This is a genomic window from Tenacibaculum sp. IMCC1, assembly GCF_054906355.1.
In genome coordinates this window covers 90,158-103,427 of record NZ_CM142818.1, presented here as the reverse complement: position 1 = coordinate 103,427, position 13,270 = coordinate 90,158, and the positions used below count along the sequence as shown (strand labels likewise).

Genomic DNA, 13,270 nt, shown 5'->3' with positions numbered 1-13,270 from the left:
AAATTAATCGATTTTATTCAATTCTTCTTGAAATTTCTCAAAAAACTGCCCTACATGATATCCATCCACCAAAGCATGATTTACATTAACAGCCACAGGCATTAACATTTTTTTATTTTGCTCCTTTATTTTACCAAAAGCTAATTGAGGCACGCTATCATTTTTATTTCCTGAAAAAGGTTCTTTATGCCCTGTAAAGCTTACCCAAGGAATGGCCGAACAATGTATACATCCTAAAGAGTACTTAGACGGAAACAAATCATTAGAATTTAAAATTCGTTCTTTTTCCTTTTGAAAGTTACAATTGAATTCCTCAAACTTTTCAGAATAATCTATATACGAGAATCCAAAAGTGTTATCAGGCCTTGCAATAGTTGCTGAAGCGTTGATTACTTCGTAAACAGCTATTTTATCACCTTCTAATCTATATTTTAAATTCTCAACTGCATTTATAGCTTTCATGCAAGCATGTAAGTATCGGACAAAAAAGGACTGATTCTTTTCTTTTGCTAATTGATAGATTATAGACACATCTACATCTGCAACTAATCCAAAAGTTGGATCTTCTAAAGTTCTAAAATGTTTAAAAAGCTCTTTCCTATTCCAACTTTCAATATCTAGGTATTTCATTTATAAAAATTTTAATACATCTGTAATACTAGATACTGTTTTGTAAGCATCTGATTTTTGCTCTTCTTTAACCTCTTCGTGTGCCCATGTTGTATGAAACGGAACATGAATCGCTGTTGCTCCTATTTCAATTAACGGTAACACATCTGATTTTAATGAGTTTCCTATCATTAAAAACTCTGAAGGATTAATATCTAAGCGTTTTACTAATTTTTTATAATCAGTTTTTTTCTTCTCACTCATCACTTCTGTATGATGAAAATATTTTAAAATTCCTGATTTTGCCAACTTACGTTCTTGATCTAACAAATCTCCTTTGGTTGCTACAATTAACTTATATTTTCCATGTAATTCTTGCAACACCTCTTCTACCCCATCTAGGAGTTCTATTGGTTTTTCTAACATATCTTTTCCTATTTCAAGAATTTCTTCCATTTTTTTAGGACTAATTTTATAGTTAGAAATTTCTAGCGCACATTCAACCATTGACAGCATAAAAGCTTTTACTCCGTACCCGTATATTTTAAGATTTTCTATTTCTTTTTTAAATAACTCTTGATGGATTTTATTCTCTGTTTCATAATCGGACAATAATCGAGCAAAATTATCTTCAGCATCACGAAAGTAAGTCTCGTTTACCCAAAGTGTATCATCTGCATCAAAAGATATTATTTTAATATTATTCATTTTCTAGTTGTTTTATAGCTTTCTCTAAATCTTCAGGAGTATCAATACCAATACTCTCCACTGAAGTTTCTATCATCTTTATTTTTTTTCCTACTTCTAAATAACGAATACATTCAATTTTTTCAGCAGCCTCTATTGGTGTCATAGGGGTATGATAAAAATCAATTAACGCTTCTTTTCTGAACGCATAAACTCCTTTGTGCTTATAATAGTTTACAGGAACTTCTTTATCTCGATGATATGGAATTATACTTCTTGAAAAATAAATAGCAAAATCATTTGTATCAGTAATTACCTTAACGTTATTTGGATTTTGAATATCTTCTTTATTCGTCATTTTTACTTTTAGTGATGCTAAATCTATTTCTTTTTGAATATCAGATTTAAAAACACTAATTAGTTTTGACAACGAAACTGTATCAATAAAGGGTTCATCTCCTTGTACGTTTACCACAATATCTACATCTAAATTTTGAACTGCTTCTGCTATTCTATCAGAACCACATTCATGTTCCTTTTTACTCATTAAAACCTCACCTCCTACTTTTTCTATAGAGTTATAAATTACTTCGGAATCGGTTACCACATATACCTCATCAAAAAGGTTTGCTTTTACAGCTGCTTCATAGGTTCTTACAATTACAGGTTTTCCTCCTAAATCTTTCATCAATTTCCCTGGAAAACGTGATGCACTATAACGTGCAGGTATCATTGCTATTATCTTCATAAATAATCATAAGTGTTTACGTATCAAAGATACATATTTAAACTGCCATCATAAAAACTGATAATACTCACTTTTATAAAACTTTAACATTAAATACTTTTTAGTTTTGTTCAATTATTAAAAACTTTTACTACTTTTGAGTCATTATGAAGACGCTTTTAGGTACATACACGTTTATTTTTAACACAATCAATTCGATTATGTGTACTGCCCGCATGCATAAACAATATGTATATGTAACTAAAAGCACCCAAAGAAACAGATTTAAACATCGATTTTAAACAATCAATTTTAATATAAATTTAACCAAAGGTGCTTTTTTAAAAAAGCACCTTTTTTATTTACTAATATTTTAAATTTTAAACATTATGAACACTTTTAAGTATCGAAACTCAATTAGAAAACATGTAGCCTCAACTGTAATGTACTCAGTACAAAATCCATTTTACAGAGATCCGGAATTACTAATACTTAATCCTTAAAATTATCATGAAAACATTAAATATCACATCAAACAGTCAGCCAAATCAATTTATAGTTAACAAAAAGCAGGTTAGCAAAAACAAAGTGTTAAAAACTTCAGTTTTATACGATAAAATTGAATCTAGCGCGAATACTTCTTTAGGCTTTTATCCAGACTCTTCTAATTTTAGTTTTAACAGTATCGAGTTTGATCTGTTAGGCAACGCATACCTTAATGATAAACTTGTTATCAAAAACAATATTAAAAAATTGAGTGATACTGAGATTATTTTCAATATAACAGTATCTAAAAAAGAAGAAAAGAAACAAAATATTATATGTACAGCTACTTTTGGCTATACAATTAAAAAAGCGTCTTAATTATTCCTAAAAATTGATTTTACAATCAATTAAGCAATCGTTAAGTTAGTTTGGTTTGTTTATAAGCTTAGGAGATTCTTTTCTCTTAAGCTTATTTTATATACGTTTCTAATAGTTCTGAAGAGTTTTCTGATAAAATTTCCACTTTATCAATACATGCTGGTACCAAGATTGTTTCTCCTTTTCTTACAACTTCTTGTTGACTTTTATAAAAGAACATTACCTCTCCTTCTACGCACATATAAATTACGAAGCAATCTTTTTTAGATAAATCTATTTCTTTTTTCCCCTCCACTGGTAATATATTTGTTGTAAAATAAGGGCATGCAACAACTTTATTCGCTATATTTTTTTGTTTCTTATAAGTTGTTTTATAGGAACTTTTAGCTGAGAAATCAATAGCTTCTAATGCTTTTTCAGTATGGAGTTCTCGGTAATTACCGTCTATATCTTTTCTATCCCAATCGTAAATACGGTAAGTTATGTCTGAGGTTTGTTGAATTTCAGCAATCAGTAAACCAGCACCAATAGCGTGTACTCTTCCTGGTGGCACAAAATAAACATCTCCTTTGGACACTTTATCTACATTTAAAATACTTAAGAGCGTCTTGTTATTTAGGTGATATACGTATTCTTCTTTATTAGAGTTTTCTTTAAAACCTATAATAATATTAGCTTCATTATCGGCTTGCATTACATACCACATCTCTGTCTTCCCAAAAGACTCTTGAAGTTCTGCTAATTTATCATCAGGATGTACTTGAATACTTAAAACCTCTTTTGCATCAATAAATTTTATTAATAATGGAAACTGCTCTCCAAAAGTTTCATATACATATTCACCTACTAAATCGTGCTTATACTCTTTTAAAAGACTTCTTAATGTTCTTCCTTTAAGGTTACCATTACTAACAACCGATTCATCTCCATCAACATCTGAAATTTCCCAACTCTCTCCAATATTGGATCCGTCTGAGTTTTTATGAAGTAGTAGGTTTAGTTTTTTTCCTCCCCAAACCTTTTGCTTTAAAATTGGAGTAAATCGTAGTAATTGGTTTATCATAAATTATGTACCTCTATAAGTTACGTAGTTTCTTGGAGTTTCATATAATGTAATTGCTAAGTCTAATTTTTCTGGAATACTTACACGTAACTTATTATAAATTACTACTGATATGTTTTCTACTGTAGGATTAACATTTTTAAACTCCTTTACTTCAATATTTAAGTTTTTATGATCCAATAGATATTCAACCTTCGACTTAATTAAATCTTTCAACTTACCTAAATCATATACATATCCTGTTTCTTGATCTATCTCACCAGTTAATGAAACAATTAGCTCATAATTATGACCGTGGTAATTAGGGTTACTACACTTACCAAAAACCTCGTAATTTTTCTCATCAGACCATTTAGGGTTAAATAACCTATGTGCTGCATTAAAATGTGCTTTTCTGTGAACTGTTACTTTAGGCATAATTGAATATACTTAGATATTTTATCGTACGATTCTTTAAAAATTATTTTAAACCAAGCTGTATACTTTTCTGGATGATTTTCTATATCATTTTTCACCTCCTCTAAAGGCATCCATTTATATGACGCCACTTCTTCAGGGTTTACAATAGGTTCGTCGTTAAATCGACCAATCATTACATGATCGTATTCATGCTCTGTTAAGCCATTATCAAACGGAGCTTTATAAATAAAAGAGAATACTTCTTCTAACTCACATGAAAACCCCATTTCTTCTTGTAATCTACGTTTTCCAGCTTCAATGTTCGATTCTCCATCTCTTTGGTGTGAACAACAAGTATTTGTCCATAACAAAGGGGAGTGATATTTTTCAGCAGCACGTTGTTGTAACATCAATTCATTTTTATCATTAAAAACAAATACCGAAAATGCCCTGTGTAGTAAAGCTTTTTCATGTGCTTCAATTTTTTCCATTAATCCTATCGGATTATCTTGCTGATCAACTAAAATTACTTGTTCTTTCATCTAGAAAATTTACGAAAAGCAAACTTACAAAATTGCGACCAGTTCAACAATTAAAACCTTTTGAACAGTTCGCTTTAAAATGTATCTTTGCAACCTTAAAATTTATAGATGAGTTTTTTAGAAGAAATACAGAAGAGACGTACATTCGGAATTATATCACACCCAGATGCAGGTAAAACCACCTTAACTGAAAAATTATTACTTTTTGGTGGAGCGATTCAAGAAGCTGGTGCGGTAAAAAATAATAAAATTAAAAAAGGAGCTACTTCTGATTTTATGGAGATTGAGCGCCAACGTGGTATCTCTGTTGCTACCTCTGTATTAGCTTTTATTTATAAAGACAAAAAAATCAATATTCTTGATACCCCTGGTCACAAAGATTTTGCTGAGGACACCTTTAGAACCTTAACTGCGGTAGATAGTGTTATTGTAGTTATTGATGTCGCAAAAGGGGTTGAGGAACAAACCGAAAAATTAGTAGAGGTTTGTCGTATGCGTAAAATCCCAATGATTGTTTTTATCAATAAATTAGACCGTGAAGGTAAAGATGCTTTTGATTTATTAGATGAAGTTGAGCAAAAACTAGGTTTAAAAGTAACTCCGTTAAGCTTCCCTATCGGAATGGGATATGACTTTAAAGGAATTTATAATATTTGGGAAAAGAAATTAAATATCTTTTCCGGAGACAACAAACAAACTATTTCTGAAGGTGTTGAATTTGATGATATAGATAACCCTGAGCTAGATAAAATTGTAGGAGAAAATTCTGCAAATACACTTCGTGAAGAATTGGAGTTAGTAAATGAAGTATATCCAGACTTTGACCAAGAAGCTTATGTTAATGGAGATTTACAGCCTGTTTTCTTTGGTTCTGCTTTAAATAATTTTGGAGTAAAAGAGTTATTAGATTGCTTTATTGATATTGCTCCAAATCCACAGCCAAAAAAAGCTGAGGAACGTTTGGTTGATTCTAAAGAAGAAAAATTGACAGGGTTTGTTTTTAAGATTCATGCAAACATGGATCCTAAACATCGTGATCGTTTAGCTTTTGTAAAGATTGTATCAGGAACTTTTAAAAGAAACACACCCTACTTACATGTTCGTAACGGTAAAAAAGTAAAATTTTCTAGTCCGAATGCCTTTTTTGCTGAGAAAAAAGAAATTGTTGAAGAATCTTTCCCAGGTGACATTGTTGGTTTACACGATACTGGAAACTTTAAAATTGGAGATACATTAACAGAAGGAGAACAATTAAATTTTAAAGGAATTCCTAGTTTCTCTCCAGAACATTTCCGTTATGTAAATAATGCTGACCCAATGAAGGCTAAACAACTTTATAAAGGTTTAGACCAGTTAATGGATGAAGGAGTTGCTCAGTTATTTACCTTAGATATGAACGGACGCAAAATTGTTGGAACTGTAGGAGCACTTCAATACGAAGTAATTCAATACCGTTTAGAACATGAATATGGAGCTAAATGTTCGTATGAAAATATTGCAGTGCACAAAGCTTGTTGGGTGGAACCAGAAGATCCTAAAAATGAAGAATTCAAAGAATTTAAACGTGTAAAACAACGTTACTTAGCTAAAGACAAACAAGGTCAACTAGTATTTTTAGCTGATTCTCCGTTTACAATTCAAATGACACAAAGTAAATATCCTACGGTAAAATTACATTTCACTAGTGAGTTCTAAAAAAAACTATATCGCCTCTTTTTTATTCTCTTTTGTCTCTTTTCTAACTTATAGTCAAGAGGGTTTATCGAGTTTACAAGGAAAAGAATTACACAATAAAGTTCGTTTGAATTTTATTCCTGTTGAAATGCCTTCGGATAAATTCCCTGACTTAAAACCAACGATGGGTTTAACTGGTTTGCACTATCAAATCCCTATTAATGACTGGTTGTACGGTGGTGCTGGATTTCATTTTGCAGTAACAGGAGACCAAGGAGGATTATTTACCTTAGGTGCTGAATTAGGAATAAATAAACAACTATACAAAAACTTATATATTGATGCTAACTTCCATTTTGGCGGCGGCGGCGGATATCGTTACTTGGTAAACGATGGCGGTTTTATCAATCCGAATATCGGATTACAGTACAAAAAGAACGATTACTCATTCGGAATACAATACAGTCATGTTAACTTTTTATCAGGAGAAATTAAAAGTAATTCCGTTTCTTTCTTTGTAGAAATACCTAGTATTTTACGTTTTACTGATTATGACAAAGCGCATCAAAAATTTGTTGCAAAAAACCTTTCGCCTGATAGTTTTTGGAGTAAACCAGTGGTTAAAAATGCACAACAAATTCGTTTTGATTTCTTTAAACCTATTGGTAATTCGAAAAAAGATAATGGGGATGACCTAAATGAATTACTATATGTACTTGGATTTGAGTATCAGAAATATTTGAACGAAAATACTTTTCTATTTGCTCACACCGATGCAATTTACAGGGGGCTACGCGCTGGCTTTATGGATTTATTTGTAGGTGCTGGATATCATCCATATCAATCAAAATACATTAATATCTTCGGAAAATTAGGTATTGGTGCTGCTGGTGGTCGTGTAGCTCCTGAAGGTGGGTTAATGATCTACCCTTCTGCAGGAATTGACTTAAAACTATTTAAAAACATTGCCATTAGTGGCCATGGTGGATATTATCGTGCTATAGCTGGAGATTTAGAAGCTTATACCTTCGGATTTGGTTTAAAGTACTTCGGATTAAACGGCGGAACATCTTCCGAAGAGAACAGTACTTATCTTACAAGAGGGTTACGTTTTGAAGTTCAAAATCAAACTTACTTTGATGTTGCTAAATTCGATCCACCTGATAATAGATACGCTATAGATTTACAATTAATCGGTTTAAAAATAAACTACGATCTAAACAAATGGCTATACATTGCTGGTGAAGCAGGTTTTGCATATGACGGTCGTTCAGGTGGATATGCTCACGGATTAGTCGGTGGGGGTATATATAGTCCGTATTTTTTTAATAAAAAAATGCGTGGATTCATAGAAGTTATGGCAGGAGCTGGCGGAGGTGCTGGTGTAGATACTGACGAAGGAATCATTATTCGTCCTACACTTGGATTGAGTTATGATATAGTAAATCAGGTTTCTATAATTGCATCTGGAGGTAGATATTACTCTCCTTTTGGAAATGTTAACTCAAACAATATTAACATAGGTTTAAGCTTTAACCTTTCAACTTTATCTGTAAAAAACTAACTTTGCCATTGCTAAGAAAAACAATGATTTAGCTATTTTAATAAAAAGATTCTTTTTTCCCTTAAATTTTGGGCACTGGAATCATACATATATAAATAAACAAGAGAAAAATGGATAACGGAATTTATGCAAAGTTCACCACTCCAAAAGGTGAAATTTTAGTAAACTTAGAATACGAAAAAACTCCTGGAACTGTAGGTAACTTTGTTGCTTTAGCAGAAGGAAATTTAGAAAACTCCGCAAAACCACAGGGAACTCCTTATTATAATGGATTAAAATTCCACCGTGTAATTGCTGATTTTATGATTCAAGGTGGTTGCCCACAAGGAACAGGAACAGGAAACCCTGGTTACAAGTTTGATGACGAAATTCACCCTGAATTAAAACATGATGCTCCAGGAAAATTATCTATGGCAAACGCAGGTCCTGGAACCAACGGTTCTCAATTTTTCATTACACATGTTGCTACTCCTTGGTTAGACGGTAAACATACTGTTTTTGGTAGTGTTGTTGAAGGACAAAACGTTGTTGATGCTATTGCGCAAGACGATACTATGGATGTAGAAATTATTCGTGTTGGTAATACCGCTGAAGCTTTTAATGCTGTAGAAGCTTTTAGAAGTTTTGAAGGAGCTCGTGAAAAACGTGAAGCTGAAGCAAAAGCTAAACAAAAAGAGTTATTAGATCAAGTAGCAGCTGGATATGATGAAACTCCAAGTGGTTTACGTTATAAGATCTTACAAAATGGAGATGGAAAACAAGCTACTAAAGGAGCTATGGTTTCTGTTCACTATAAAGGTCAGTTATTAGATGGAACTGTATTTGATTCTTCTTACAAACGTAAACAACCTATCGATTTTGCTATTGGCGTTGGTCAGGTAATTCCTGGTTGGGATGAAGGTATTCAGTTATTAAAAGTGGGTGACAAAGCTCGTTTAGTAATTCCATCTGACTTAGCATATGGTGCACAAGGTGCTGGTGGTGTAATTCCTCCAAACGCAACTTTAATTTTTGATGTTGAGTTAATGAATGTAAAGTAATAGCTTACAATTTATTATACAAGTTAGTAAAGCCTTCATAAATTATGAAGGCTTTTTTTATTATCTCATTTCACTTAATATTTACTTAATATTCATAACATTAAAGAACATATTACTTAATAGATATATCATAATTACTTAAGAACAAAAGAGTAAAAAAGAATGATTTTTACGTCATCAAACAAGCTCTTAAGCCTTATGAAAACAACTTTCCTTTTTTTTACATTTTTTCTTTTCATCTCAATTACACTCGAAGCTCAAGAAGTATGTACTACGCCTGAAGATAATACTATTGATTTAAATATTATTAGTATGGATAAATGTGAAATTGGTAAAGAAAATCAAATTCCTATAAAAAAAACAACTCAAACACTAACTGCTAGAAACAGAATAAAAAAAGTAAGAAAGATTACTCAAAAAAATCAATCAAGCTTAAATGCTTCTTCAAAAGTTTCTATTATTACTACAAACAATGACTTATCAATACAAAATTCTTTAAAATCTCAAACTAAAGAAATTTTATTTTCTGTTGTTGAGCAAGTTCCTTTATTTCCTAAGTGTAAAAATAGTTCTAACGAAAATGCAAAAAAATGTTTTAAAGACAATATGCAAAAACATTTTTCTAAAAATTATTATCCTGAAGTCTTTTCAGAAGAAGGTATACGTGGCAGAATTTTGATTCAATTCACAATAGATATATATGGATTACCAAAAAACATTCAAGTAGTAAGCTCTAAACCAAGTGATATTATTACCAACGAAATCAACCGAATTATTAACAAGTTACCTCAGTTAGAATCAGGTAAGGAAAAAGGAATTCCTGTTGATGTTACATACTCTTTTCCTATAAATTTAATCTTAAATTAATATAAAATATTTATCTAGGTTTTCAGATAATTTTATTTTCGTGCTCCTTAAAAATTCCTCTTTAACACACAAATGAAACATATCTTTACCTTTTTTTTATTTTCAATATCATTTTCTTATGCTCAAGAAAAATGTGAAACCCCAAATGAAAATATCCAAGATTTAAATACCATTAGTATTACTAAGTGCTCTATAGAAGATGTAAAAGAAGCTCTAGAAACTGAAAAAACTAAAGAAATTTCGACAAGAAAAAGACATCGTAAACTTAGAAAAACAAATACTATTTCAGCAAAATCAAATAAAGTAGAAGAAATAAAAAGTAAAAATTCTCTTGTAGAAAAACTAAACTTAAAAGAAGATATTTTAACTTCTTTAGATAAAATTCCTTTTCATCTAGTTGAACAAATTCCTTTGTTTAATGAGTGTAAAAAGACTCCAATTCTTCAACAATCTAAGTGTTTTGAAAAAGAAATGATTAAACATATTATTAGAAATTTTGATTATCCAAAAGAGGCCTTGCGAAAAAAAATTGAAGGTAAAATTTTAGTTCAATTTACTATTGATAAGCAAGGAAAAGTAATTGACATAAAAAAGAAAGGACCCAAAAACAGTGCACTTCTAAAAAAAGAAGCAGAAAGATTAATTTCACTGCTCCCTAAATTTATTCCTGGAAGTCATAAAGGTAGCTCGGTTAATGTAAAATATGCTTTACCTATAATTTTTAAAGTTCCATAACTTTATATTTTCTTTTTAAAGGAACTATCTTTTGGTCAAGATTATAAAATAATTTGCTATATTCTATTTTTTACTTATATTTACAGCGTTAGTTAACGTGTTAATAACTAAACCAAACACTTAAAAATAGAGCACACATGATTAAAAAATTCCCCTTAGTAGTAGCTGCTATGCTACTTTCTTTAGCGGCTGTAGGACAAGAAGTATGTACTACTCCAGATGAACAAATCGCTGATCCAAACAGTATCACAAAATGTGCAATTGAAGACACCGAGAGTGGTGCAAAAAAACAACTTTCTATTGAAGTCTCAACCAGAAGACGTGTTGTTCGTAAGAACAAAGAGGCTGTTTCTGCTATAGGTGGAGGTATTAATTCTTCACAAAAAGTAGCTGATATTAAAAAGAAGTCTTTGTTAATTGGTAAACTTGAGTTAGAAGATAATTCTTCAACTATTGAAAAAGTACCTTTTAATTTAGTTGAAGAAATTCCATTGTTTAGTAAGTGTAACAATGTTCCTTTAATAAAGCAAGCAAAGTGTTTTGAAACAAACATGACTAAACATATTATTAAAAATTTCAACTACCCTCAAGACGCCATTGAAGCTGGTATACAAGGAAGAGTTTTAGTTCAATTTACAATCAATGAGCAAGGAAATGTTGAAGATATCTTACTACGTGGGCCAAAAGGTGGAGAGTCTTTAGAAAAAGAAGCTGAAAGAATAATTAATAACCTTCCAAACTTTATTCCTGGTAAACATAATGGTAGGACTGTTAAAGTAAAGTACGGAGTTCCTATCACTTTCAAGGCTCCAGGAGCATCAAATAATTCTTCATCTAGTACAACAAGTAAAGTCGTAGCTAAAAAAAGTTCTAATGTAGTAAAAGAAAAAACTATTACTGATTTTGTAAAATTTGTAGAGGTACAAAGTATTCCTCAATTCAAAGCTTGTACAAAAGTTCCTGATATGCAAAAATTAACCTGTTTCAATGAAAGAATGGTTAGTCATATTCAAAGAAACTTTAACTACCCTGCAGCAGCTGCAGAACAAAATATTGAAGGTAGAGTATGGGTTCGCTTTATCATAGATAAAAAAGGAGAGGTAACTAACATAAAAATGAAAGGACCTAAAGATGGTCACTTATTAGAACAAGAAGCTAAGAGAATGGTTTCTAAGTTACCTAAATTCGTTCCTGGAGAACATAATGGAAAAACAGCTAATGTTGAGTACTACATTCCTGTTAACTTTAAACTTCATGAATAAGGTCTTAAAAGTGTTTAAAAAAGCTTCTAATTATATAATTAGAAGCTTTTTTTAGTTTTATTTCTTTTAAAATTTTTAAATTTACTAGAATACTCTCCTCTTTTAATTTTTTATCTCACTATAACACCTATATACCTTTACTCCTATTAAGGTAGAGTTTTCCTCTTTTTAATCCTTTATTAGAAAATTACTTTATATACACCTTTTTCTTTTACCTGTTTTAAAGCATAAATGAAGGTTTTCATACTTTCTCTGATTATCTAAACAATATCAAAATAGAACTTAAATTAGGTAAGTTATTAAAGTAATGAGCATAAAAAAAGCCAGCAATAATGCTGGCTTACTTTTTTGTCTTTTTTTCTTATTAAAGCTTAATGTTTTCTTCTGTTGCTAACAAACCAAAAAACTTATCTAAGTTTGGTAAAATTACAATTCTAGTTCTTCTATTTCTAGCTCTATTGCTAGCCGAGTTATTTTCAACAAGTGGCACAGAACTACCTCTACCAGAAGCTATTAATCTACTTGGATCAACGTTGTATTTTTTCTCTAAAAGCCTAACGATAGATGTTGCTCTTTTAACACTTAAATCCCAGTTATCTTGTACAACTGCATTACTAATAGGTCTTGAGTCTGTATGACCTTCTATCATAACATCCATGCTTGGTTCAGAGTTAATCACATCAGCTAATTTTTTTATTAATTTATGTGCATTTTTTTTAACTCTATAACTAGCTGTATTAAATAACATTTTGTCTGAAACAGAAATCATCACAACTGTTTGATCAATGTCAATATTTACATCTTCATCATTTTCTAACTCTGAAGTATTGATAGATTTTTTTAAGTTGTGAGCAATAGCTACATTCATGGAGTCTTTTAACGTTTTAACATTAGCTAACTCAGCTGGATCAACATTTTTAAGCGTTTCTCTCATTTTTTCTTTTACAGAGTTTGAGATTACAGCTGATTTTCCAACCATATCTAGCTTAATGTTATTTTCTTCATGAAGTGTTTCGTTTACACTCTTTAATGAGTTAATTTTTTCATTGTAATCATCAACTCTCTTTTCTATTTTAGCAAACTTAGCTTCTAATTGCTCTTTTTCTAGAGTTGTCTTTTGTAAATTTCCTCTAGTATCATTATACTTTTGTTCAAGTTCTACATACTTCTTTTTTGATACACAAGACGACATTGTTAAAGCCAATACCGCTAAAGGAATAAATAATTTTTTCATAAT

Annotated in this window: 14 protein-coding genes; 7 read left to right on the top strand and 7 right to left on the bottom strand. The window is 30.8% G+C overall.

All coding sequences use genetic code 11. The features are described 5' to 3' along the window. Positions 1 to 3: 3 nt before the first annotated feature. Genes ACXIHB_RS00470 through kdsB form a run of 3 tightly spaced genes read right to left on the bottom strand, consistent with a single transcriptional unit; the run spans position 4 to position 2,044 of the window. Entirely contained in the window at positions 4 to 630 is a 627-nt protein-coding gene (locus tag ACXIHB_RS00470; protein WP_047789137.1) for a CatA-like O-acetyltransferase, read from the bottom strand. Further along, complete coding sequence (locus tag ACXIHB_RS00465; RefSeq protein WP_462098635.1) at positions 631 to 1,317, bottom strand: HAD family hydrolase; 687 nt, start codon at positions 1,315 to 1,317, stop codon at positions 631 to 633. Further along, positions 1,310 to 2,044 (bottom strand): 3-deoxy-manno-octulosonate cytidylyltransferase, encoded by a 735-nt coding sequence (gene kdsB / locus ACXIHB_RS00460; RefSeq protein ID WP_462098634.1) that lies wholly within the window; start codon positions 2,042 to 2,044, stop codon positions 1,310 to 1,312. The genes ACXIHB_RS00465 and kdsB overlap by 8 nt, the downstream gene beginning before the upstream one ends. A 489-nt stretch (positions 2,045 to 2,533) precedes the next feature. On the opposite strand from kdsB, the gene ACXIHB_RS00455 reads away from it, so the two are divergent. After that, on the top strand, positions 2,534 to 2,887 hold the full coding sequence (locus ACXIHB_RS00455) for a hypothetical protein (protein ID WP_159614749.1): 354 nt from the start codon (positions 2,534 to 2,536) through the stop codon (positions 2,885 to 2,887). A 91-nt stretch (positions 2,888 to 2,978) separates the two neighbouring features. On the opposite strand, the gene ACXIHB_RS00450 is transcribed toward ACXIHB_RS00455, so the two are convergent. Genes ACXIHB_RS00450 through idi form a run of 3 tightly spaced genes read right to left on the bottom strand, consistent with a single transcriptional unit; the run spans position 2,979 to position 4,891 of the window. Further along, positions 2,979 to 3,950 (bottom strand): type I phosphomannose isomerase catalytic subunit, encoded by a 972-nt coding sequence (locus ACXIHB_RS00450; protein WP_253679938.1) that lies wholly within the window; start codon positions 3,948 to 3,950, stop codon positions 2,979 to 2,981. A 3-nt stretch (positions 3,951 to 3,953) separates the two neighbouring features. Then, the gene (locus ACXIHB_RS00445) at positions 3,954 to 4,367 is read right to left on the bottom strand and encodes a 6-pyruvoyl trahydropterin synthase family protein (protein WP_462098633.1); all 414 of its coding nucleotides are present in this window, start codon (positions 4,365 to 4,367) and stop codon (positions 3,954 to 3,956) included. Beyond that, a complete protein-coding gene (gene idi, locus ACXIHB_RS00440) occupies positions 4,355 to 4,891 on the bottom strand; it encodes an isopentenyl-diphosphate Delta-isomerase (protein WP_394420817.1) in 537 nt (178 codons plus the stop codon). The genes ACXIHB_RS00445 and idi overlap by 13 nt, the downstream gene beginning before the upstream one ends. 108 nt (positions 4,892 to 4,999) lie before the next feature. On the opposite strand from idi, the gene ACXIHB_RS00435 reads away from it, so the two are divergent. The 6 genes from ACXIHB_RS00435 to ACXIHB_RS00410 all read left to right on the top strand — a co-directional run bounded on the left by ACXIHB_RS00435 (position 5,000) and on the right by ACXIHB_RS00410 (position 12,033). Next, entirely contained in the window at positions 5,000 to 6,586 is a 1,587-nt protein-coding gene (locus ACXIHB_RS00435) for a peptide chain release factor 3 (RefSeq protein ID WP_349265550.1), read from the top strand. Further along, positions 6,576 to 8,129 carry a hypothetical protein gene (locus ACXIHB_RS00430; RefSeq protein ID WP_462098632.1) on the top strand — a complete coding sequence of 518 codons (1,554 nt, stop codon included), beginning with the start codon at positions 6,576 to 6,578 and terminating at the stop codon, positions 8,127 to 8,129. Before ACXIHB_RS00435 ends, ACXIHB_RS00430 begins: the two co-directional genes overlap by 11 nt. A gap of 110 nt (positions 8,130 to 8,239) precedes the next feature. Beyond that, a complete protein-coding gene (locus tag ACXIHB_RS00425) occupies positions 8,240 to 9,169 on the top strand; it encodes a peptidylprolyl isomerase (RefSeq protein ID WP_462098631.1) in 930 nt (309 codons plus the stop codon). 198 nt (positions 9,170 to 9,367) lie between these two features. Further along, a complete protein-coding gene (locus ACXIHB_RS00420) occupies positions 9,368 to 10,036 on the top strand; it encodes an energy transducer TonB (protein WP_462098630.1) in 669 nt (222 codons plus the stop codon). Positions 10,037 to 10,108: 72 nt separating this feature from the next. Further along, entirely contained in the window at positions 10,109 to 10,771 is a 663-nt protein-coding gene (locus tag ACXIHB_RS00415; protein ID WP_462098629.1) for an energy transducer TonB, read from the top strand. 137 nt (positions 10,772 to 10,908) lie between these two features. Further along, positions 10,909 to 12,033 carry an energy transducer TonB gene (locus ACXIHB_RS00410; protein ID WP_053056675.1) on the top strand — a complete coding sequence of 375 codons (1,125 nt, stop codon included), beginning with the start codon at positions 10,909 to 10,911 and terminating at the stop codon, positions 12,031 to 12,033. 364 nt (positions 12,034 to 12,397) lie between these two features. Here ACXIHB_RS00410 and ACXIHB_RS00405 read toward each other — a convergent pair whose 3' ends face one another. Beyond that, positions 12,398 to 13,267: an OmpA family protein gene (locus tag ACXIHB_RS00405; RefSeq protein ID WP_047789147.1), complete on the bottom strand. Its 870-nt coding sequence runs from the start codon at positions 13,265 to 13,267 to the stop codon at positions 12,398 to 12,400. Between the last annotated feature and the right edge of the window lie 3 nt (positions 13,268 to 13,270).

Bases quoted from the DNA above. Each gene is read 5' to 3' on its own strand.
- ACXIHB_RS00450 (WP_253679938.1), bottom strand. From the start codon at position 3,950: ATGATAAACCAATTACTACGATTTACTCCAATTTTAAAGCAAAAGGTT.
- idi (WP_394420817.1), bottom strand. From the start codon at position 4,891: ATGAAAGAACAAGTAATTTTAGTTGATCAGCAAGATAATCCGATAGGA.
- kdsB (WP_462098634.1), bottom strand. From the start codon at position 2,044: ATGAAGATAATAGCAATGATACCTGCACGTTATAGTGCATCACGTTTT.
- ACXIHB_RS00410 (WP_053056675.1), top strand. From the start codon at position 10,909: ATGATTAAAAAATTCCCCTTAGTAGTAGCTGCTATGCTACTTTCTTTA.
- ACXIHB_RS00405 (WP_047789147.1), bottom strand. From the start codon at position 13,267: ATGAAAAAATTATTTATTCCTTTAGCGGTATTGGCTTTAACAATGTCG.
- ACXIHB_RS00420 (WP_462098630.1), top strand. From the start codon at position 9,368: ATGAAAACAACTTTCCTTTTTTTTACATTTTTTCTTTTCATCTCAATT.
- ACXIHB_RS00415 (WP_462098629.1), top strand. From the start codon at position 10,109: ATGAAACATATCTTTACCTTTTTTTTATTTTCAATATCATTTTCTTAT.
- ACXIHB_RS00465 (WP_462098635.1), bottom strand. From the start codon at position 1,317: ATGAATAATATTAAAATAATATCTTTTGATGCAGATGATACACTTTGG.
- ACXIHB_RS00435 (WP_349265550.1), top strand. From the start codon at position 5,000: ATGAGTTTTTTAGAAGAAATACAGAAGAGACGTACATTCGGAATTATA.
- ACXIHB_RS00445 (WP_462098633.1), bottom strand. From the start codon at position 4,367: ATGCCTAAAGTAACAGTTCACAGAAAAGCACATTTTAATGCAGCACAT.
- ACXIHB_RS00425 (WP_462098631.1), top strand. From the start codon at position 8,240: ATGGATAACGGAATTTATGCAAAGTTCACCACTCCAAAAGGTGAAATT.
- ACXIHB_RS00455 (WP_159614749.1), top strand. From the start codon at position 2,534: ATGAAAACATTAAATATCACATCAAACAGTCAGCCAAATCAATTTATA.
- ACXIHB_RS00470 (WP_047789137.1), bottom strand. From the start codon at position 630: ATGAAATACCTAGATATTGAAAGTTGGAATAGGAAAGAGCTTTTTAAA.